16 protein-coding genes are annotated in these 21,773 nt (G+C 68.3%); 13 read left to right on the top strand and 3 right to left on the bottom strand.

The features are described 5' to 3' along the window. Positions 1-71 precede the first annotated feature (71 nt). The 10 genes from MKL20_RS15425 (at position 72) to MKL20_RS15380 (ending at position 10,920) form a co-directional block, all read left to right on the top strand. Positions 72-1,352, top strand: a complete 1,281-nt coding sequence (locus MKL20_RS15425; protein WP_244037404.1) for a Zn-dependent hydrolase — start codon at positions 72-74, stop codon at positions 1,350-1,352. Further along, positions 1,349-2,581 (top strand): allantoate amidohydrolase, encoded by a 1,233-nt coding sequence (locus MKL20_RS15420; protein ID WP_244037403.1) that lies wholly within the window; start codon positions 1,349-1,351, stop codon positions 2,579-2,581. Before MKL20_RS15425 ends, MKL20_RS15420 begins: the two co-directional genes overlap by 4 nt. 44 nt (positions 2,582-2,625) lie before the next feature. Beyond that, positions 2,626-3,909, top strand: coding sequence for a beta-ketoacyl-ACP synthase (locus MKL20_RS15415; protein ID WP_244037402.1), 1,284 nt, complete (start codon positions 2,626-2,628; stop codon positions 3,907-3,909). Then, a complete protein-coding gene (locus MKL20_RS15410) occupies positions 3,906-4,664 on the top strand; it encodes an SDR family NAD(P)-dependent oxidoreductase (protein WP_244037401.1) in 759 nt (252 codons plus the stop codon). Before MKL20_RS15415 ends, MKL20_RS15410 begins: the two co-directional genes overlap by 4 nt. A gap of 111 nt (positions 4,665-4,775) precedes the next feature. Further along, on the top strand, positions 4,776-5,063 hold the full coding sequence (locus MKL20_RS15405; RefSeq protein WP_244037400.1) for an SH3 domain-containing protein: 288 nt from the start codon (positions 4,776-4,778) through the stop codon (positions 5,061-5,063). A gap of 11 nt (positions 5,064-5,074) precedes the next feature. Then, positions 5,075-6,097 carry a zinc-binding dehydrogenase gene (locus MKL20_RS15400; protein WP_244037399.1) on the top strand — a complete coding sequence of 341 codons (1,023 nt, stop codon included), beginning with the start codon at positions 5,075-5,077 and terminating at the stop codon, positions 6,095-6,097. Between the two features lie 134 nt (positions 6,098-6,231). Continuing rightward, positions 6,232-7,248, top strand: a complete 1,017-nt coding sequence (locus tag MKL20_RS15395) for a lipid A biosynthesis lauroyl acyltransferase (RefSeq protein ID WP_244037398.1) — start codon at positions 6,232-6,234, stop codon at positions 7,246-7,248. Positions 7,249-7,255: 7 nt separating this feature from the next. Next, a complete protein-coding gene (locus MKL20_RS15390) occupies positions 7,256-8,029 on the top strand; it encodes a DUF1223 domain-containing protein (RefSeq protein WP_244037397.1) in 774 nt (257 codons plus the stop codon). A gap of 513 nt (positions 8,030-8,542) precedes the next feature. Next, positions 8,543-9,259 carry a DUF1194 domain-containing protein gene (locus MKL20_RS15385; RefSeq protein ID WP_244037396.1) on the top strand — a complete coding sequence of 239 codons (717 nt, stop codon included), beginning with the start codon at positions 8,543-8,545 and terminating at the stop codon, positions 9,257-9,259. A gap of 137 nt (positions 9,260-9,396) precedes the next feature. Beyond that, entirely contained in the window at positions 9,397-10,920 is a 1,524-nt protein-coding gene (locus tag MKL20_RS15380; RefSeq protein ID WP_244037425.1) for a UxaA family hydrolase, read from the top strand. A 144-nt stretch (positions 10,921-11,064) separates the two neighbouring features. Here the strand turns inward: MKL20_RS15380 and MKL20_RS15375 are convergent, their stop codons facing one another. Then, entirely contained in the window at positions 11,065-12,111 is a 1,047-nt protein-coding gene (locus tag MKL20_RS15375) for a saccharopine dehydrogenase family protein (RefSeq protein WP_244037395.1), read from the bottom strand. Between the two features lie 370 nt (positions 12,112-12,481). Here MKL20_RS15375 and MKL20_RS15370 point away from each other — a divergent pair, with 370 nt between their 5' ends. Continuing rightward, positions 12,482-13,258, top strand: a complete 777-nt coding sequence (locus MKL20_RS15370; RefSeq protein WP_244037394.1) for a DUF4163 domain-containing protein — start codon at positions 12,482-12,484, stop codon at positions 13,256-13,258. Between the two features lie 127 nt (positions 13,259-13,385). After that, positions 13,386-17,072 (top strand): trifunctional transcriptional regulator/proline dehydrogenase/L-glutamate gamma-semialdehyde dehydrogenase, encoded by a 3,687-nt coding sequence (gene putA / locus MKL20_RS15365; RefSeq protein WP_244037393.1) that lies wholly within the window; start codon positions 13,386-13,388, stop codon positions 17,070-17,072. A 4-nt stretch (positions 17,073-17,076) separates the two neighbouring features. On the opposite strand, the gene MKL20_RS15360 is transcribed toward putA, so the two are convergent. After that, complete coding sequence (locus MKL20_RS15360; protein WP_244037392.1) at positions 17,077-18,669, bottom strand: ABC transporter substrate-binding protein; 1,593 nt, start codon at positions 18,667-18,669, stop codon at positions 17,077-17,079. A 189-nt stretch (positions 18,670-18,858) separates the two neighbouring features. Next, on the bottom strand, positions 18,859-19,152 hold the full coding sequence (locus MKL20_RS15355) for a DUF2218 domain-containing protein (RefSeq protein WP_058192738.1): 294 nt from the start codon (positions 19,150-19,152) through the stop codon (positions 18,859-18,861). 1,263 nt (positions 19,153-20,415) lie between these two features. Here MKL20_RS15355 and MKL20_RS15350 point away from each other — a divergent pair. Beyond that, entirely contained in the window at positions 20,416-21,420 is a 1,005-nt protein-coding gene (locus MKL20_RS15350; protein ID WP_244037391.1) for a hypothetical protein, read from the top strand. Positions 21,421-21,773 lie beyond the last annotated feature (353 nt).

Genomic DNA, 21,773 nt, shown 5'->3' with positions numbered 1-21,773 from the left:
GGCCCACGCAACGCCCGATAAGGGTGACTGCGACTCGTGTCGCACGGCGCCGCGCCGTGAAAGGACCCGCCATGGCCGAAACCAACCCGAGCAAGACCGACAACCTGCGCGCGAACGGCGCACGCCTGTGGGCCACGATCCTGGAGACGGCGACGTTCGGCAGCACGCCGGCCGGCGGCATCAACCGTCTGACCTTGTCCCCGGAGGATGGCTGCGTACGCGACTGGTTCCGGGAGGCCTGCGAGGCCGCGGGGCTCACGGTCTCGGTCGACGCGCTGGGCACCCAGTACGCCCTGCGGACGGGGCGGGACATGGACCGCGCGCCGATCGCGTTCGGTTCGCATCTCGACACGCAGCCGACCGGCGGCAAGTTCGACGGCGTGCTCGGAGTCCTGGCCGGGCTCGAGGTGATGCGCAGCTTGAACGATGCCGGGATCGAGACCGAGGCGCCCCTGATGGTGGTCAACTGGACCAACGAGGAGGGCTCGCGATTCGCCCCCGCCATGATGGCCTCTGCCGCCTATGCGGGTGAATTCACAACCGACGAGATCCTGGCCAAGCGCGACGCCGCCGGGATCACCGTGGCCGAGGCCCTCGACGCGATCGGTTATCGCGGCGCCGAGGCGGTCGGTACGCGCGCGATCGGCGCCTTCGTCGAGCTGCATATCGAGCAGGGCCCGATCCTGGAGGCCGAAGGCAAGACCATCGGGGTGGTCGAGGGCGGCCAAGGCATCATGTGGTTCGACGGGCTGATCACCGGCTTCGAGAGCCACGCCGGCACCACGCCGATGCCGCGCCGCCGGGACGCGCTGCTGGCGCTTTCCGAGTTCGCCCTCGCGGCCGAGCGGATCGCCCTGGCGCACGCCCCCTCGGCGGTGGCGACGATCGGCGAGGCCCAGATCCTGGCGCCGTCCCGCAACGTCGTGCCGGGCCGCGTCGCCTTCACGGTCGACGTCCGCGATCCCAGCTCGTCGACGCTCGACGCCATGGAGGCGCGCCTCAACGAGGCGGCGACCGAGATCGCCAAGCGCCGCCGGCTGGAGATCGCGCTCACCCGGATCTGGCGCAAGGAGCCGGTGCCGTTCGATCCCGCCATCGTGGCCGCGGTCGATGAGGCGGCCCAAAGCCTCGGGCATGCGCGGCGCCGGATCATCTCGGGGGCCGGGCACGACGCCTGCAACCTCGCCGCCAAGGTGCCGACCGCGATGATCTTCGTGCCGTGCAAGGACGGCGTGAGCCACAACGAATCGGAATCCGCCACCCCGGGCGACTGCGCGGCCGGCGCGGACGTGCTGCTGCAGACGGTGCTCCGCCTCGCCAACGCACCCCGGACGGAACTGCCCGCGCGATGATCTTCGCCCCGCGCATCCAGGAGCGCCTCGACGCGCTGGCGGCGATCACCGCCGAGCCGGGCGCGATCACGCGCTTCTACCTCACCCCCGAGCAGGCCCGGGCCGAAGCCCTGGTTGCGGGCTGGATGCGCGAGGCCGGCATGAGCGTGCGGCACGACGCCGTCGGCAACCTGATCGGCCGCCTGGAAGGGTCGGAACCGGGCGGGCCGGCGCTGGTCATCGGATCGCATCTCGACACGGTCCGCAACGCCGGCCGTTACGACGGGCCCCTCGGCGTGATCACCGGGATCGCTTGCGTCGAGGCGCTGGCCCGCGATGGGATCCGCCTGCCGCACGCCCTGGAGGTGGTGGCCTTCGCCGACGAGGAGGGTGTGCGCTTCGCGGCCACGCTCACGGGGAGCAATGCCTTCGCCGGCCGCCTCAACCCGGCGGCGCTTCGCGCGACCGATGCGGACGGGACCACGGTCGCGGCAGCGATGCGGGCTTACGGCCTCGACCCCACGGCAACCGCCTCTGCGGCGCGCCGGCCGGACGAAATCCTGGGCTACCTGGAACTGCATATCGAGCAGGGTCCGATGCTCGAGAAGGCCGGCCTGCCGGTGGGCGTCGTGACGGCGATCTCGGGTGCCAGCCGCCTGGAATTCACCCTGACCGGCGAGGCCGGCCATGCCGGCACCGTCGCTATGAACGAGCGGCGCGATGCCCTCGCGGGTGCCGCGGAATGCGTGCTCGCCATCGAGGCGCGCTGCTGCGACGAGGCGCATCTCGTCGGCACCGTCGGCCGGATGCACGTCCATCCCGGGGTAGGGAACACGATCGCCGGCTTGGTGCGCTTCTCCCTCGATCTGCGCGCGCCCGACGATGCCCAGCGCCTTGCCGCGCTCGCCGACATCCGAGCCGCGTGCATGGAGATCGTGGAGCGCCGCCGGCTCGATCTCGGCGTCGAACCGATGCACGAGGCCGCGGCGGTGCCGTGCGATCCCGGGCTGACCACCCTGATCCGGGATGCGATCATCGCCGAAGGCCTGACCGTCCTCGCCCTCCCGAGCGGCGCCGGCCATGACGGCATGGCGGTGGCGGCGATCGCGCCGGTCGCCATGGTGTTCGTGCGCTGCCGGGGCGGCATCAGCCACAACCCGGCGGAATTCGCGAGCCTCCACGACATCGAGGCTGGGGCGCGGGTGCTGTTCAGGGCGATCAACGGTTTCGGGTTGGGGCGCAGGCTCTGAGCGGACCGGGTGTACGCCACCAAAAAATCCCGTACAGACGCGCCATGAGCGCGCGATCCTATCGCGACGCCAGGGGCCGGCCGCTGATCGCGGTGACGGGCATCGGCGTCGTCTCCTCCCTCGGACAGGGCCAGGCCGATACCTGGGCGGCCATGAGCGCCGGCCGGTCCGGCATCCATGCCATCGCGCGGTTCTCGACCGAGGGCTTGCGCACGCGCATCGCCGGCACGGTGGATTTCCTCGATACCGAGCCGCTGGTGGCGCCGCTCCTGTCCGAGCGCTTCGCCGCGGAGGCCGCCGAGGAGGCGGTCGCGCAGGCCGGGATCGGCGCGAAGGTTGATTTCCCGGGGGCGCTGTTCATCGCGGTCCCGCCGGTGGAGATGGAATGGCCGCAGCGGCAGGCTTTAGCCGAGGCCGCGGGCGGCGATGGCGACGTCGATTATGCCGGCCTGCTCCGGGCCGCCGCGACCCGGCGCTTCGACGCCTGGCACGACCTGTTCATCTTCGGCACCGTGGCCGACCGCATCGCCGAAAGGTTCGGCACCAAGGGCTCGCCGATCTCGCTCTCCACCGCCTGTTCGTCGGGCGCCACGGCGATCCAGCTCGGCGTCGAGGCGATTCGCCGGGGCGAGACCGCGGCGGCGCTCTGCATCGGCACCGACGGCTCGGTGAACCCGGAATCGCTGATCCGGTTCTCGCTGCTCTCGGCGCTCTCCACCCGCAACGACGTGCCGGAAGAAGCCTCGAAGCCGTTCTCGAAGGATCGGGACGGCTTCGTGATGGGCGAGGGCGCGGCCGCCCTGGTCCTCGAAGATGCCGAGGCTGCGGTCGGTCGAGGAGCAAAAATCCTCGGCTACGTGCTCGGCTGCGGCGAGAAGGGCGACGGCTTCCACCGCACCCGCTCCAGCCCCGACGGGGCGCCGGTCATCGCGGCGATCCGGGCCAGCCTGGACGATGCCGGGCTCGGCCCCGAGGCGATCGACACGGTGAACGCCCACGGCACCTCGACCCCGGAGAACGACAAGATGGAGGCCTTGGGGCTCGCCGCGGTGTTCGGCGACCGGGCGCCGTCCCTGCCGGTGACCTCCAACAAGTCGATGATCGGGCACACGCTCACGGCGGCCGGCGCCATCGAGGCGGCGGTTTCGCTTCTGACGATCCGCCACGGCCGCATCCCGCCGACCATCAACCACCGGGTGCCGGACCCGGCGATCGGCCTCGACGTGGTCGAGACCGCCCGGGACCTGCCGGTCCGCACCGTGCTGTCGAATTCCTTCGGGTTCGGCGGCCAGAACACCTGCCTGGTGTTCGGGGCGGAGCCGGCGTGAGCGCCGCCCGCCGCGTCCTCGTCACCGGTGGCGCCTCGGGCGTCGGCGCGGCGATCGTCCGCGCGCTGGCCGGCGCCGGCCACGCGGTCGACTTCACCTACCGCGCCTCGGGGGAGGCCGCCGAGGCGCTGCTCGCCGAATTACGCGCCGCCCATCCCGAGCGCGCCTTCACCGGGCACGCCCTGGACCTCGCCGACAAGGCCGCCCTCGACGCGTTCTGCGCGGTGGCCGAGGAATCCGGCTATCACGGCCTCGTCCACAATGCCGGCCAGCCGAGCGACGCCCTCGCGGCGATGTTCGACCAGGACAAGGCCGAGGCGGCCATGCAGGTCAACTTCTTCGCGCTGACCCGTCTGGCCAAGGCGCTGGTCCGCCCGATGACCCAGGCGCGGTCGGGCCGCATCATCGCCATCGGCTCGGTCGCGGCGCTCCGCGGCAATGCCGGCAACGCCGCCTACGCGGCGACCAAGGGCGCGCTGATCGCCTATTGCCGGACCCTCGCGATCGAGACCGCCAAGCGCGGGGTCACGGTCAACGTCATCGCCCCAGGCTTCGTCGACACCGCCATGATGGCGCGCTACGCCGCCCACCGGGCCGGGATGGAGCGCCAGATCCCCGCCGGCCGGTTCGCCCAGCCCGAGGATGTCGCCGCGCTCGCCGCCTTCCTGATGGGTGATGCCGCCGCCTACATCACCGGGACGGTGCTGCCGGTCGATGGCGGCCTCACCGCGATGATGGGCGTCCACCGCACCTGATTTTTTTTGTGTTTGCGTGTCTCCGTCGGAGGCTCACGGCTCTCGTGGCTGCCGTGATAAGTCCGAAGACCGGACTTCCCCACACACGCGCCCTGCTTGAGCGACCTGCCGATGCGCGCCCGCCTCATCGTTCTCGCCGGATTCTGCTTCGTGGCGCCCCTCGTCCCGGGCGGCGCCGGCGCCGAACCGGAAGCCTACCGGATCTCCGGGCTGCCCCCCGGCGAGCCGCTCTCGATCCGCGCCGAGCCGGATGCCGCGTCCGAGCAGGTCGGCGAGATCCGCACCCGCGCCCTGGTCTTCGGCTGCACCAACGACACGCCGAGCCGGACCACGTGGTGCCGGGTCAAGGCCGGACGCGCCGTGGGTTGGGCGCGGCGGCGCTATCTGGCGCCGGAATGATGAGAGACAGCATGAAAGCCCTCCAGCTATTCGGCGACCGCGATCTGCGCCTGACCGAGGTCGAGGCCCCCGCCGCCCCGGGTCCGGGCGAGGTGCAGATCCGCATCCGCGCGGTCGGCCTCAACTTCATCGACGTCTGGGGCTTTCGCGGCATGGCCTTCGCCAAGCGCAAGATGCCGCTGATCGTCGGCGCCGAGGCGTCGGGCGTGGTCGAGTCGGTCGGCGCGGATGTCGCGAACGTAGCCGTCGGCGACCAGGTCGTGCCCTACGGGGCGATGACCTGCGGCCAGTGCCGGGCCTGCCGCGAGGGCCGCGACAACCTCTGTGAAGACGTATCCGGCGTGATGGGCTTCCACATCGACGGCTTCGCCCGCGAACTGGTCAACATACCGGCCCGCTTGGTGGTGAAGGTGCCGGACGGGGTCAGCGATACTGACGCGGCCTGCGCCGGCATCGCCTTCGGCACGGTTCAGCACATGCTGTTCGACAACGCCCGGCTGGAGCCCGGCGAGAGCGTGCTGGTCCATGCCGGCGGCTCCGGCATCGGCACCGCGGCGATCCGCATGGCCAAGGCGATCGGCTGCACCGTCTACACGACGGTCGGCGACGACGAGAAGGGTCGCAAGGCGGCGGAACTCGGCGCCGATCACGTCATCAATTACCGGACCGAGCGGTTCGAGGGCGAGGTCCGGCGGTTGACGAAGCGCAAGGGCGTCGACGTGGTGTTCGAGCATGTCGGCGCCGATACCTGGAACGGCTCGCTGCTCTGCCTGAAGCGCGGCGGTCGGCTGGTGACCTGCGGGTCGACCTCCGGCGTCTCGGCGACCATGAACTTGATGCAATTGTTCCAGCAGCAATACCGCATCACCGGCTCGTTCGGCTGCGCACTGGCGAATATCGGCCAAGCCCTCGACAAGATGGCCCAGGGCATCCGCCCGGTGGTGGACACCGTCTACCCGCTCGGCGACTTCGCGCAGGGGCTGGAGCGGCTCGAATCCCGCAAGGTCTTCGGGAAAATCCTCGTCAGCCTCTGACGCCTGATGCATCGTCCCGGCCGCCCGCGGCCGCCCTTCGGGACGATGTGCTATCGCACCGCGCGGGACATCGGATAAGCTTCGCCTTACACGCGAACTGCCGGGCCTGCCCGCATCGTGCCCGGGAATCCAACGTGCTGCGCCTCGCCCTCATCCTCAGACGATCCTTCCCGCGGCTCGCGGGCTTCGCCATGATCCCGCTGATCCGCTCCCTGGTCTGGCTGGCGCGCGCCCTTGGGCCGGATCGCTCGACGGCGTTCGGGGCCGCGCTCCTGCGCACGATCGGGCCGATGCTGCCAGCCCACCGCACCGCCATGGCGAACCTGCGCGCCGCGTTCCCGGAGATGCCGGAGGCGGAGCGGAAGCGGATCGCCCTGGAAGCCTGGGACAATCTCGGGCGGACCGGCGCCGAATACGCCCATCTCGATTCGCTGTTCGACTTCGATCCCGATGCCACCGGTCCGATGCGCACGGAGGTTGCGGGCATCGACCACTTCGCCACCCTGCGCGACGACGGCCAGCCGGGGCTGATTTTTTCCGCTCATCTCGGCAATTGGGAACTCCCGGCGATCTGCGCGGCCCGGTTCGGCCTGGACGCCACGGCCGTGTTCCGGCCCCCGAACAACCCCGCCGCCGCCCGGCTCGTCCAGGAAGTCCGCCGACGCTCTATGGGAGGCCTCGCGGCCTCGACCCCGGGCGCCGTCTTCGCCATGCGCGACGTGGTCGAGAATGGCGGCCATCTCGGGCAGTTGATCGACCAGCATTTCACCCGCGGCGTCGTGGTCGACTTCATGGGCCGGCCGTGCCTGGCCAACCCGCTGCTGGCCAAGCTCGCTCGGCACTACGATTGCCCGGTTCATGGCGTTCGGGTGGTGCGCCTGCCGGAGGGCCGGTTCCGTCTGGAGCTGACCCCGCCCCTGGACCTGCCGCGCAATGCCGATGGGGTGATCGATGTCACCGGCGCCATGCAGGCGATGACCGCCGTGGTCGAGGGCTGGGTGCGCGAGAATCCGGGTCAATGGCTGTGGATGCATCGCCGCTGGCGCCCGGACATGTTGCCTAAAGCGAGAGGTCTTCGGAATACGTCGCAACCGATGGTAGAAAACCCTCAAGCCAACGTGATTTCCCAGACGGCATGCCAGACGCTCTGATGGCGCGATGACCCATCGGCCCCGCGCCCAGACCCGGTTCGGTGTAACCCGCGCGCTCTGCGCGGCCGGGCTTGTCTGCGCGGTCTCGGCGTCCGCCCAGGCGCGGGCGGAACCGGTCCGCGCCGTGGTCGAGCTGTTTACCAGCCAGGGTTGTGGCGCCTGCCGGAGCGCCGATCCGATCATCCGCGACCTGGCCCGCCAGCCCGGCGTGGTCGCGCTGACCCTGCCGGTGACCTACTGGGATTATCTCGGCTGGAAGGACACCCTGGCGCTGCGGCCGTTCACTGAGCGTCAGCGCGCCTATGCCCGGGTCCGCGGCGCCCGGCAGGTCTTCACCCCGCAGGTCGTAGTCGACGGCAGCGGCTTCGCCGTGGGCTCGGACCGCGCCGCCCTCGAACGGCTGATGCGCGAGGCGACGCAGCACGGCGGCTTGCCGATCCCGGTCCGCGGCGAGATCCACGGCGACCGCATTGCGGTCGAGGTCGGCGCCGCGCCGGAACTCAAGGCCGAGACGCGCGGCGATGTCTGGCTGGTGCCGGTGCTGCGCAGCCGGGCCATCGCGATCCAGGGCGGCGAAAATGGCGGCCGGACGGCCACCTACGTCAACGTCGTGCGCGGCATGCAGCGTCTCGGCGCCTGGACCGGCCAGCCGACGCGATTCGACGTGCCCTGCACCCTGGCGGAGATCGCCGACGCCGACAGCTGGGTGATCCTGGTCCAGGGTGCTGCAGAGGGCAGGCCGGGCCGCATCCTCGGCGCTGCCAAGGGCCCAGGCCTGTAGGGCTTCCGAATATCGCAGGCTGATCGGGTCGATCGGGCGCCGGCCCTGCTGGCGACGGCGCTCTTCCGAGGCTCGTGCCAGGGCGCCGAGCTTCGCATCCAGCCGCTCGGAGGATCGGCCGACGAGCCCGATGGTCCCGTCGAGGAGCCGGCTGGTCAGGGTAACCGCGCCGGTCAAGCCGCCGACCACGACGATTTTCGTGATGCGGCCGATCCAGTTGAAGATGCGCATTGTCGGTTTCGAGCTTTCGGAGAGTCGGCGCCTGCTGCGCCGGTCCAGCCTCAGATAGAGCGGACCGATCGACGCCCGATGCGACCGAAGGCGGCGTCGCCCGCCGCGGATCGGACGGAACCGTCCTGCAGGACGGCCTCATCCGGGCATGCCTGTCGGCTCCGTCGGTCCGACGCGCCGCGGATACGGTGCGCGCGGTCGCGAACCACCGCGGCGGCAGGCTCGTTGCATGCGTGAGGCCGTCCGCCGTACCGTGCGGGTGCCTGTCACCGAGTGTCGGCCATGCGGCGACGCCATCTACTGTCCGGGATGCTCGCCGCGCTGTCGCTGGCAGGCCGGCGGGCCGCCGCCGCCGAGACCGGAGTCGACGTTCTCCTCGTGCTCGCGGTCGATGTCTCGCTGAGCATCAGCGCGGCGCGATTCGACTTGGAACGGCAGGGCTACGCCCAAGCCTTCGGCAATCCGCTCGTCCTGCGGGCGATCGCCGAGGGCAAGCGCGGGCGCATCGCGGTGGCGTTGTTCGACTGGGCGGGCCCCGGGGAGCAGCAGGTCGCGGTCGACTGGATGATCATTGCCTCGGCCGCCGACGCGACCGCCTTCGCGCGCAGACTCGGCGCGGTGACGCGCCCGTTCTACGGCCGGACCGCCATCGGGTCCGCGATCGGCTTCGCCTCCATGCTGCTCGACCGGTCGCCCTACCGCGCCGAACGGACGGTCATCGACATCTCCGGCGACGGGACCAGCAATTCCGGCCGCGCGATCGCCGAGGCCCGGGACGCCGCCGTGGCCTTGGGCACCACCGTCAACGGCATCGTCATCCTCACCGACCCCGCCGGGATGCCGGGCTACCTGAAGGAGCACACCAATCCCCCCGACGGGCTCGCCGCCTATTACCGGGAGACCGTGATCGGCGGCGAAGGGGCGTTCGTCATGACGGCGGAGAGCTTCGAGGCCTTCGGCCGGGCGCTAATCGCCAAGCTGGTCCGCGAGATTTCTTGAGACCATCCGCCGACATCGGGTCTCTTGCGTCACCCGCGATGCTCGCGCTGTCCGGGTCGGCGCGTTAGGTTCTTGAAGCACGCGCCCAACGAGGCGCGGCCCAGGGAGGAACCACGATGCCGATCACGGCCGACCTGCTGTCCGCCTATCCCGTCATCGCCCTGCGGCCGGACGACGGCGTGGTGGTCGCGCGGACCGCCATCGAGCCCGGCACGCCGGTGGCCCCGGGCGTCGCCGCCGCCGAGCGGATCCCGCCCGGCCACAAGGTCGCGGTCCGCCCGCATCGCTCCGGCGAGGCGGTGACCAAGTACGGCCAGATCATCGGCTTCGCCAAGGACGACATCGCCGCCGGCCGGCACGTCCATGTCCACAATCTCGGCATGGGCGAGTTCGCCCGCGACTACGCCTTCGGGGTCGATGCCCGCCCCACTCGGCTGATCACGCCGCCGGCGACCTTCCAGGGTATTCGCCGCCCGGACGGGCGGGTGGCAACGCGCAACTATGTCGGCATCCTCACCTCGGTGAATTGCAGCGCCCACGTCGCCGACCTGATCGCCGACGCGTTCCGGCGCCATCCGATCCTCGGCCTCGATCCGCTCGCCCCCTATCCGAATGTCGACGGCGTGGTCGCGCTGACCCACAAGACCGGCTGCGGCATGGCGATGGGCGAGCCGCTGAAGCTTTTGCGCCGGACGCTCGCGGGCTATGCCCGGCACGTCAACTTCTCGCACATCGTGATGATCGGGCTCGGCTGCGAAGTGAACCAGATCGGCGCCTTCCTGGAGGAGCAGGGCCTGGGCGACCGCATCCGCAGCATGAACATCCAGACGCTGGGCGGCACTCGCAAGACCGTCGAGGCCGGCATCGCATTCGTGAGCGGCATCCTGGCCGAGGCCAACGTGGTCCGCCGGGAGACTGTGCCGGCGAGCGAATTGATCGTCGCCCTGCAATGCGGCGGATCGGACGGCTATTCCGGCGTCTCGGCCAACCCGGCACTCGGGATCGCCAGCGACCGCGTGGTCGAGAACGGCGGCACTGTGATCCTGTCGGAAACGACCGAGACCTACGGGGCCGAGCACCTGTTCACCCGGCGGGCGGTGAGCCCGCAGGTCGGCCAGAAGCTCGTCGACCTGATGCGCTGGTGGGAAGACTACACCCGCCGGGAAGGCTCGGAGATCGACGCCAACCCGTCCCCCGGCAACAAGGCCGGGGGCCTCACCACGATCCTGGAGAAGTCGCTCGGCGCCATGGCCAAGGCCGGCAGCACCAACCTGGTCGACGTGGTGCGCTACGCCGATCCCGTCACCGCCAAGGGCTTCGTGTTCATGGACACCCCCGGCTACGACCCGGTCTCGGCGACCGGGCAGGTAGCCGGCGGGGCGAACCTCGTGTGCTTCACCACCGGGCGCGGCAGCGTTTTCGGCTGCAAGCCGTCGCCGTCGATCAAGATCGCCACCAACTCGGCGATGTTCCGGCGGCTGGAAGAGGACATGGACGTCAATTGCGGCACCATCCTCGACGGTGAAGAGAGCGTCGAGCAGGCGGGCCAACGGATCTTCGAGCTGATCCTGCGGGTCGCGAGCGGCGAGCGGACCAAGAGCGAGCAGTTCGATTTCGGCTCGTCGGAATTCGCGCCGTGGCAGTTGGGCGCGACCGTGTGAGCCCGTTGCGATCGCGCAGCGTTTGATGCCTTCGAACGCCGCTCCCCGTCATTGCGAGCGCAGCGAAGCAACCTAGGGACACGCCACATTTGGAGATCGCGCGCAGCCCTGGGTTGCTTCGCTGTGCTCGCAATGACGGGAGGATCAGAGATCCGTCCGCACCACGTTCGGAAACCCCATGATGAAATCCGGCCCGAAGGCGGTGACCGGGGTGTGGAACCCCGCTGCCACCGCGCCCGCGGCCACGCGCCGGGCGGATTCCAGAGCGGTCAGGACCGTCAGGGTGTAGCCCTCGGGGGTCTCCATGCGGCTCGCCGCATGGTTGCCGTTCCCGTCCCAGGCCTCGGCCAGGAAGGTGCTGCGCGCCGTCGCCCGCGCCCTCTCGGAGGGGCCCGGCGGCAGCCGGTCGATGCCGCGGTTGATCAGGCGCTGCGCCGTCGGGCCGGCGATGATCCGGCGCAGGCCGGACGGCAGGCCCGCGGCTGCGGCCATGGCCGGGAAGGCCTCGAAATAGACCTCGATGTTGGGCACTCGCGTCGAGTACCACGCGCTCGAGACGTCGCCCCAGCCCAGCCCCACGGTGCGCCGGGCGCCGCGGCCGAAATCGGCGCTGCCGCGGGGCGGTCTCGGCAATTCGACGATGCGGCCGTCCCGGCGGACCCGCGTCCCCCAGGCGATGCCCTCGACCATGGTGCGGGCGGTCCCCCGGCTGAAGCCGCCGAAACCACCGATGGAGACACGCAGATGCGTGGCGCCGGGCAGCCGGTTCGCCACTTGGGCGGCGAGGCAATCGCTCGGCACCACGTCGAACCCGGCTGCCGGGAGAAGGACGATGCCGGCGGCCTTCGCCTCGGCATCCCGGGCGGCGAGCGATTCCAGCACGTCGATCTCGCCGGTGATGTCGATGTAATGCGTCCCCGCGGCGAGGCAGGCCTCGGCCATGGGGCGGGCCGTCTTCGAGAACGGTCCGGCCGCGTGGATCACCGCGGCGATGCCGGCGAGCATGTCGCGCAGGCGACTTGGATCGTCGAGGGGCGCGGCGCGCCAGTCGAGCCCAAGCCGGGCGGCGAGCGGCCGGAGCTTGCCGGAGTCGCGCCCGGCCAGGATCGGGCGCAGGCCCTGCGCGACGGCGTGTTCGGCGAGCAGCGTGCCGGTGTAGCCGGTGGCGCCATAGATCAGGATCGCGGTCATGGCCGTCCCTGTACCATGGCGAGCGGCCGCCTCGGCAGGGAAGACCTCCCACGGGCGGTCGATGCGGCGACGCAGGCCAGGTGTTCGGAAGCCCGGTTTCCAGTGCGGATAGTCGTTCGGACGTCGATCTGATGCGGACGCCGATGCTGCCCGCCACGCCTGCGCTCGCCGAACAATGTTCGTCCCAGCGCAAACCCTGTGCGGCCTATCCGATGTGCGCTCGAAGACATGGCGATCTCCACCAATCCGTTAGATCGGCATTCACGCGACAGGTTGAGCACCGCGAGAGCGGTCCCTGTTCGGGATCTCACTTGGGTTTAGCGGTCAAAGTCGCCGCGGACGGGGCGCGCGGGATGCGTGGGAGCGATCGATGAAGGCACGTCTTCGGCTTGCGGCGTTCGGAGCCCTGCTCGTCGCCACCGGTGTACCGGCGAAGGCCGCCGACCGGATCGTGCAGGTGCAGCCGGCTCAAGCTGGACCGAACATCGATGCCTTTCCGCAGATCGTCGATCCGGTCGACGATGCGGAGCGGCGGATCAACGCCGCCGTTAAGCGCCTCGACGCCCAGGTCCGCAAGGCGGCGAAGAGCTGCAAGGCCGAGGGCGGCGCGCAGAGTTCCTGGGAGCGGAGCGTCCGCGCGGCGATGCGTGGTCCCCGGTTCCTCAGCTTTGAGATTCACGACAGCACGTTCTGCGGCGGTGCCCATCCGAACACCGGCACGACGGCGATCGTCTACGATCTCACCACCGGCACGCCGGTGGATTGGACGACGCTGCTGCCACCCGCGCTGACCGGCAAGGTCGCGCTGGCGACCCAGGCCGACGAGACCAAGATGGTGACCCTGTCGTCCGAGCGGCTGCACGCCCTTTACCTCCAGGCCTACCGCCCCAAGACGGGAAAGCCGAAGGTCGATGAGGACGACAAAGCGTGTCGGGAGGCAGTGACGGAGACCTACTCCGGCGAACCGCCCGCCATGACGGTATGGCCCGACGCCGAGGCGGGCGGGCTCGCGGTCCAATTCGATCTGGCCCACGTGGTCCAGGCCTGCGCCGACACGGTGGTCATCCCCACCGCAACGCTGCGCCGCGAAGGCGCTCAGGCTGTCCTCACCGACGCGATGGACGCCGCGCATGCCAAGCGTCCGTAGGACGCGCCTCCGGCTGGGCGGTGCCGAATGCGACCTCAGATCCGGCGGACAAGGCCTGAACAAGAGCGGCGGACGATGTAGCCTGGGGTGACGGTGTGAGTCGTCGCGCAACCCCGAGAGGCGCCCCATGTCCGGATCCGGCCATCCCGATCGATCTGCAGACGCCGAAGCCCATCCGTTCGCGGCCTTCGCGGACGAGGTCGCCACCCTGTCGCCCCTGCGGGCTGCGATGGTCGCGGCTTGTCGGCGGCCCGAGCCGGATTGCATCGCGCCGCTCCTCGATCGCGCGCGCCTGTCGCCCGAGGCGGCCACGCGTGTCGCACAGACGGCTCGGCACCTGGTCGAGGCCCTGCGCCGCCAGACCCGGCACGGCGGCGTCGAGGGGTTGATCCACGAATACGCTCTGTCGAGCCAGGAGGGCGTAGCGCTGATGTGCCTGGCGGAAGCGCTGCTGCGCATCCCCGATGCCGCCACCCGCGACGCGCTGATCCGGGACAAGCTCGCCGGCGGCGATTGGGCCGCGCATCTCGGCCACAGCCCGTCGCCCTTCGTGAACGCGGCGACCTGGGGCCTGCTGGTCACCGGCCGCTTGGCCGCGACGCGCAGCGAGGCCGGTCTGTCGGCGGCGCTCACCCGGCTGATCGGGCGCGGCGGCGAGCCGCTGATCCGCAAGGCGGTCGATCTCGCCATGCGGCTGATGGGCGAGCAGTTCGTCACCGGGCGCGACATCACGGAGGCCCTGCGCAACGCGAAGCGCATGGAGGCGAAGGGCTTCACCTACTCCTACGACATGCTCGGCGAAGCGGCTTTCACCGCCGAGGATGCGCAGCGGTATCTGCAATCCTACGAAGAGGCGATCCAGGCGATCGGCGGAGCCTCGGCGAGGCGCGGCATCCTCCGGGGGCCGGGCATCTCGATCAAGCTCTCGGCGCTCCATCCCCGCTACACCCGGTCCCAGCGCGGGCGCGTGATGGCCGAGTTGGCGCCCCGGGTCCGGGACTTGGCGCGCCTCGCCCGGCGCTACGAGATCGGCCTCAACATCGACGCCGAGGAGGCCGATCGTCTCGACCTGTCCCTCGACATCCTCGAAACCCTGGCCTTCGACCCGGATCTCGCCGGCTGGGACGGGCTCGGCTTCGTCGTGCAGGCCTACGGCAAGCGCTGCCCGTTCGCGATCGACGTGCTCGTCGACCTCGCCCGCCGCAGCCGACGCCGGCTGATGGTCCGCCTGGTGAAGGGGGCCTACTGGGACAGTGAGATCAAGCGCGCGCAGGTGGACGGGCTCGCGGACTTCCCGGTCTTCACCCGCAAGCTGCACACCGACGTGTCCTACCTCGCCTGCGCGCGCCAGCTGCTCGCCGCGCCCGATGCAGTGTTCCCGCAATTCGCCACTCACAACGCGCAGACGCTTGCCAGCATCGTCGAGATGGCGGGGCCGGATTTTTCCCTCGGCCAGTACGAGTTCCAGTGCCTGCACGGGATGGGCGAGCCGCTCTACGAGGCGGTGGTCGGGCCGGATAAGCTCGACAGGCCGTGCCGGATCTACGCGCCGGTCGGCACCCACGAGACCCTGCTGGCCTATCTGGTCCGCCGGCTCCTGGAGAACGGCGCCAACAGCTCCTTCGTGAACCGGGTCAGCGACGCCGCCGTACCCGTGGAATCGCTGATTGCCGATCCGGTGGCGGCGGTCGAAGCGATGCCGGTTCCGGGCGCACCGCATGAGCGGATCAAGCTGCCGCGCGACCTCTACGGTCCGGCCCGGGCCAATGCCGCGGGCCTCGACCTCGCCGACGAGGTGGTCCTTGCGCGGCTCGCCGAACATCTGGGCGAGAGCGGCCGGGCCGTGTGGCGGGCCGTCCCATCCGGGGCCGATCCGCATTCGGCCGACACGCCGGTCCGCAATCCGGCCGATCATCGCGATGGGGTCGGCAGCGTCCGGGCCGCATCGCCCGCCGAGATCGAGGCTGCGCTCGCCCGCGCGGACGCTTCCGCCGAGACCTGGGGCGCGACCGCGCCCGAAGCCCGGGCCGCCTGCCTGCGCGCCGCCGCCGACGCCTTCGAGGCGCGGATGCCGGTGCTGATCGGGCTGATCGTGCGCGAGGCCGGAAAATCCTTCGCCAATGCCGTCGCAGAGATCCGCGAGGCCGTGGATTTCTTGCGCTACTACGCGACCGAGGCCGAGCGGACGCTGGACAGCACGCACGCGCCCCTCGGCCCGGTGGTCTGCATCGCGCCCTGGAATTTCCCACTGGCGATCTTCGTCGGGCAGGTCGCCGCCGCCCTGGCGGCTGGCAACCCGGTCCTGGCCAAGCCCGCCGCGGAGACGCCGCTGATCGCCGCGGAGGCGATCCGGGTGCTGCATGCGGCGGGTGTGCCGGAGGACGCGCTCCAATTCCTGCCCGGCCCGGGCGAGGTCGGCGCGGCGCTCGTCGGCGACGCGCGGGTGCAGGGGGTGATGTTCACCGGCTCGACCGCCGTCGCCAAGAGCATCCAGCGTAGCCTAGCCCAGCGCCTGACCCGCGACGGCGAGCCGGTCCCGCTCGTCGCCGAGACCGGCGGTCAGAATGCCATGGTGGTGGATTCCTCCGCGCTCGCCGAGCAGGTGGTCGGGGACGTGATCGCCTCGGCCTTCGATTCCGCCGGCCAGCGCTGCTCGGCCCTGCGCATCCTGTGCCTGCAGGAGGAAATCGCCGATCGCACCCTGGCGATGCTCAAGAGCGCCATGCGCGAGCTGGCCGTAGGCGATCCGCGCCGGCTCGCCGTCGATGTCGGTCCGGTCATCAGCCGGGCGGCGGCCGAGCGCATCGACGGGCATGTCGCCGCGATGCGGGCGCGCGGGTTTGCAGTCCACCAAGTGCCGCTGCCGGACGCGGTGGCGTTCGGGACCTTCGTGCCGCCGACGCTGATCGAGATCGCCCGCATCGCCGACGTTGAACAAGAGGTGTTTGGGCCGGTGCTCCACGTCCTGCGCTACGCCCGCGCCGACCTGGACCGGCTGCTGACCGAGATCGACGCCACCGGCTACGGCCTGACCTTCGGCCTCCACACCCGTATCGACGAGACCGCCGACCGGGTTTTGGCCCGCATCGGCGCCGGCAACCGCTACGTGAACCGCAACGTCATCGGCGCCGTGGTCGGGGTGCAGCCCTTCGGCGGGTCCGGCCTATCGGGCACCGGCCCCAAGGCCGGCGGCCCGCTCTATCTCGGCCGCCTGCTGAAGCGGCCACCGGCCGCCGCCCTCGACGGGCTGGCAGACGACCAGGAACTGAGCCACCGCTACGCCGACTGGCTAAGGTCGCGGGGGCACGGCTCGCTGGCGGACCGGCTCGTTGCTGAACGTTTTCCCCATAGCGCCGAGGTCGAGCTGGCCGGGCCGGTCGGCGAGCGCAACCTCTACGCCCTGCATCCCCGCGGACGCGTGGCGGCCGTCGCGACGACGGAGACCGGGCTGTTCCTCCAGCTCGGAGCCATCCTGGCGACCGGCAACCACGCGGTGGTGATCGGCGCCGACGGCGTCCTCGATCCCCTGAGCGATTTGCCGGCCGACCTCGCTGTCCTGGTCACGTGGGTGCCCGACCTAAACCAGGCCGGCGACGTGCGGGCGGTGCTGTTTGAGGGCGACGCCGCGGCGTTGCAGACCCTGAACCGCACCTTGGCCGAGCGGCCCGGCTCAATCGTCCAGGTCCAGGGCCGCACGCCCGAGGTGCTCGCGGCCGGCGATCTCTACGCGCTGCCCGGCTTGATCGAAGAGCGCTCGACCGCGATCAACACCGCGGCCGCGGGCGGCAATGCCAGCCTGATGGCGATCGGCTGAGCGCTCAAGCCGATCGGCGCAGGTTCCAGAACAGCGGCAGGCCGGTCAGCATGCCCTCCAGGTCGCGCCGGTAGGCGGTGGGCTGGAAGTACTGGCCGCAGGGGATGTAGGCGCCGACCTCGAGCGCCCGGGCCTGGATCTTGGCCGCCAGCGCCTTCTGCCCGTCGAGATCTGGGGCCGCGAACCAAGCGCCGCGCAGCTCCTCCAGCGGCGCGTCGGTGAGCCAGCTCGGGACACCGGCACGGCCGTTGCCGCGGACCGCCAGATGATAGGCCGGCGAGATCATATCGAGGCCGCCCGAAAAAATGCCGAACATTGACCAGCCGCCCTGGTCCAGGGGCTTCGCGTTGAGGATCCGCTGATTGACCGTGCCCCAGTCGGTGGCGACGACGTCGAGATTCATGCCGAGCTTTCGGCAGAGGTCGGCCATCACCTCGCAGACCGCGTTGATCCGCGGCACGTCGGTGCCGGCGAGCAGCACGACCCGCTCGCCGTTGTAGCCGGCCGCCGCGAGGGCCTTCTTGGCGGCGGTGAGGTCGCGCGGGCCGGTGAGCACGCCCATGCCGGCCTCCGAGGCCATCGGGCCGCCGGCGGTGAAGATGCCGACCGGGCCGCGCCGGATCGCGGGATCGCTGCCCGCGACGGCATCCATCATCTCGGTCTGATCGACAGCCGACAGCAGCGCGTGGCAGATTTTTGGATTGTCGAAGGGCGGCAGGGTGTGGTTGAGGCGGATCTGGCCGATCAGTCCGGCACTCTCCACGAGCTCGACGCGCACGTCCTTCTGGCGCAGCAGGTCGGGCACGAGGTCGACCAGCGGCTGCTCCCACCAGTCGATCTCGCCGGAGCGCAGGGCGCCGGCCGCGGTGGCGCCGTCGGGGATCGTGCGCCACTCGACCCGGTCGAAATGCGCGATCCGCGGCCCGGCGGTGAAGCTCGCGCTGCCATCCGGGCGCGGCCGGTACTCCTCGAACTTGCGGTAGACGTTGAGCGAGCCCGGCACCCGCTCGGCGGCCTCGTAGCGGTAGGGGCCGCTACCAACGATCTCAGAGACCGCCTGGGTGGCGGGCGTGGCGCTCAGCCGTTCGGGCATGATCACCGGCAGGTAGGAGGTCGGCTTCGCCAGAGCGTCCGGCAGCAGCGGGAACGGCCGCTTGAGCCGGAATTGCACCGTCGTGTCGGATGGTGCGGACAGCTCGTCCACCGTGGCGAACAGGGCGCCGCCAAAGGCATCGCGCACGGACCAGCGCTTGAGGCTCGCCACCACGTCGCGGGCGAGGACCGGCGTGCCGTCATGGAAGCGCAGGCCGTCCCGCAGGGTCAGGCGCCAGGTCAGCCCGTCCGGCGACACATCGTGGCCCGCCACCATCTGCGGCTGGGCGCGGTAGGACGCGTCGAGACTATAGAGCGTGTCGAACACCATCAGCGCATGCGTGCGCGTGACGTAATTCGTGGTGATGATTGGGTCGAGGAGCGCCAGGTCGGCGTAGGGGACGAAGCGCAGCGTCGTCGCCGAGGCCGCCCGGACCAGGGCGGGTCGCGCCACGGCACCGGCGATCAGGGCGCCGGCGCCTCGCAGCAGGGTGCGTCGCTTCATTCCGTCGTCCCGCTCTCGTATCCAGGAGTCGCCGACGCTGTCGCGCGGCCCACCACGGCTGCAAAGCCTACGCCAGCAACCGGCCGAGAAACGTTCTTGAGACGAGAAGGCCGGTCCGACCTGGCGCCGGACAGGCCGAAGGGCGGCGCCGCTCGCGACGGGTCAACGTGACCCCAATCGCCGAAAAAATCAGGCGGCGCGGGACCAGCGGATGTCGCCCAGGCTCTCGCGGAAGGCGAAGCGGGCGAGGTGGTCGGCGACCACGTTCTCGAGACGGGTGAGGTTCACCGGGTCGGCGCTGTCGATGCGCATCACCAGGGCGTCGGGCTCGGCGTCGAAGGTGCAGACGCGGTCCTCGCCGAACGGCACGGTGCCGTGCTCGGGGGTCGCCTCGACCTTGAACTTGTGGCTCCAGTGCCGGCACAGCTGCTGCAGGTAGCGGCTAGCCTCGGTGGTCTGCACGCGGGCCTGGGAGGTAGGCATTCCGTCGGTCTCCAGAAAAAGGAAAGGCTGTCTGTCGGTGGACGGCTCATCACTGATCTCGCACATGCGAGATGAATGGTTCCTGAGCAAAGACCATGCCTGTGCGGGGGCGGGTGTCCCCGATCTCTGCAATGAGGGTCGGCCCGAAGCGTTAGCAGTCGCTTAACGCACAGTCCGGCGGCGACGAACCGTGCCGTTGCGGCCACTCCTGCACCCGCCGCCGTGCCGAATTATGGCGCGCCGCACAAATTTCGGGGTCTCATGCCGAGATGTGATCGCCGGTGTCCGAAGGCGATGCGGCACACACGGCACGAACTGGATGCCTGGTGGCTGCCCTCAAAGGCAGTACCGAAAGCGACGTGATCACGCCTCGCCGGACCGCCGAGACCCCTGGGCGACATAGGCGAACCGCGGGTTCGGCCACCCGCTCTGCATCAACACGTGGTGACACGCGTCCGCCCAGGCCCGTGACAGTGCGGCCGCGACGACGGTACGGCCATGCCCACACCATCGAAGCTCGGAATGTGTGACCACGTTTTTCAAAAACCCGTGGCGGCGCCCGCCGCGCAGCAGGTTCGGTGCGACGATGTGCGTGCAGGTGGCCGCGAGGCGGTCGTGATCATCGGACACAAAGACGGGGACACGCGGTTGCGCCATCGTCTCCCGCCAGGTGCGCTCGGCCTGCTCATCGGATTCGGCGGCACGGCTGATTTCGGACGCTGCGAACAGAGCCGGGAGGGAGGACCGACTGGGGCACGAACCGGTCGGGCGGTGTACATTCCGCATCTTTGATTGGCAGCGGTGTGTCGGCAACGGGTGGATTTCCGCTGGTCCGCTTTGAGGCGGCAATGCATGAACGCAGACGTCGTTTTGGCTTCCTCTTTTAAACCCGAGCAGTCATTCGGTAGTCTGGGCTGACTTGTTCAAAAAACGACGGCTCATTTGGGAAATTTAGGACCGGGAACAACCGATGGCAACAGATTGATCTTGATGAGTTAGTCGAGCGCGCCCGGGTAAAAGAGATTGAATACGCTCAAATTAATATGAAATATGTCAGAGTCATCGACAGCTCGGCCCAAAATTGACGCATAGCTATTGACTCGCCATCAAACTGCCGTAGCAATAAATGCTTTTGTATTCCGAAGTCGGTTTGTCGCAGAGTATTATTTTTGATCTTGCCGAGCGTGAATATTAATTTATGGCAAGAAATTTGCAAAGTGAGTTAATACATAGCTGTTTCCAGCTTTAAAAACTTGGTGCCCCATGGACGTCGCTCGAAAGATTGTGATTGTTGCAAAAAAGATTATTCACAGAATTTTGCAGTGGCCCTCCAAGACAGTCCATAGCATTTATTCAATAGGACCGATCAAAAACAAAAGAGATCGACACAGAATCGATCTTGTTCAACACCATAGCCAAAATTTATCAGTATTAAATACCGATGAGACACTGCTTGCTGAAGGTTTGGCCAGGCAAGGGTTTTGCACGACGAATTTAGAGATATTTGAAGCCTTTAGGTCAGAAAAATTTCAGACGGCGACGAATGACATCTATGACGTGATTGAGAAAAATTATCTTGAGACCGGGGAAAATATCGATATCGTGAAGTTGCTTGCCGCAAAGCCTTTATTATTGGATCAGTTTAAAACGATTTTCCGTGCCGGCCTTGATACTAAGCTGCTGAGAATCGTCGAACATTATCTGCGGCTTCCCGTGGGTTATGGCGGCGTCGATATATTTTTTACTGTAGCTGACGGGTTAGAAAGAGGCGCGAGAGCTTGGCATAAAGACAGTGAAGACAATCCAATGGTTAAGGTTGCCGTGTATCTCAATGATGTTGGTGAGAACGACGGTCCGCTAGAAATTCTCCATTTGCAGCACAACGCCCCTGTTTTTGAAAACTTACGAGGGTTTAGGCAGCAAAAATTGATCGATCTTCAAAACGAAGGCAAGATCAAATTCGAAATCACGTCCTTCACCGGACCGACAGGGACTGTAATACTCTGCGACACATTCAAGTATTTTCACAGAGGCAAACCTGCTGTAGGGCGAAATCGGCGAGCGTTATTTTTTAATTACTATGCCAATAAGCCTTTGACGCCGTATTTCTGCCCGAATCCGCCCTTCTCTGTTGATAGAATGAAAGATTTGGTCTCAGATCTATCCATAACACAGCAGGATGCGGCTTTGTGGCGCGAGAATTTAACAGGCTTCGATAAAATTGTTACGAAACGGAAGCCGTATCTAAATTTGCAGATTAACTCATGATAAATATTGCTTCAATTGCGCGGTATTTTTTGGCGAGATGTCTCTGATTTTTTGTAATGCTTGAAGCCAAGTGCCGGTGTTCTTGAAAATGTGATCGGTAAAGCATTGGATTGAGGAAACTATTAAACAACTAATGGAGTAATTTTAATAATCGTCGATATATTTTACTTCCCGGGAAATGAAGTCACATAGAGGTTTGCCGGATCAAGACGGAAAATGAGATGGAAGAAAATCACTAAAAAAATGCTTTTTACGAGGACGGTGAGTGCTTGTGGTCTACTAGCCGAATCGATCATGTGAGAAGCCGGCGTGAGGTCTTTGCTTTACGCCCCAAGCGGAGGTGGCTGGACGTC

The sequence above is a fragment of the Methylobacterium sp. E-066 genome (genome assembly GCF_022829635.1).
In the GTDB taxonomy this organism is placed as follows: domain Bacteria; phylum Pseudomonadota; class Alphaproteobacteria; order Rhizobiales; family Beijerinckiaceae; genus Methylobacterium.
The sequence above is the reverse complement of the archived record's forward strand: the minus strand, read 5'-3'. Positions and strand labels throughout refer to the sequence as shown.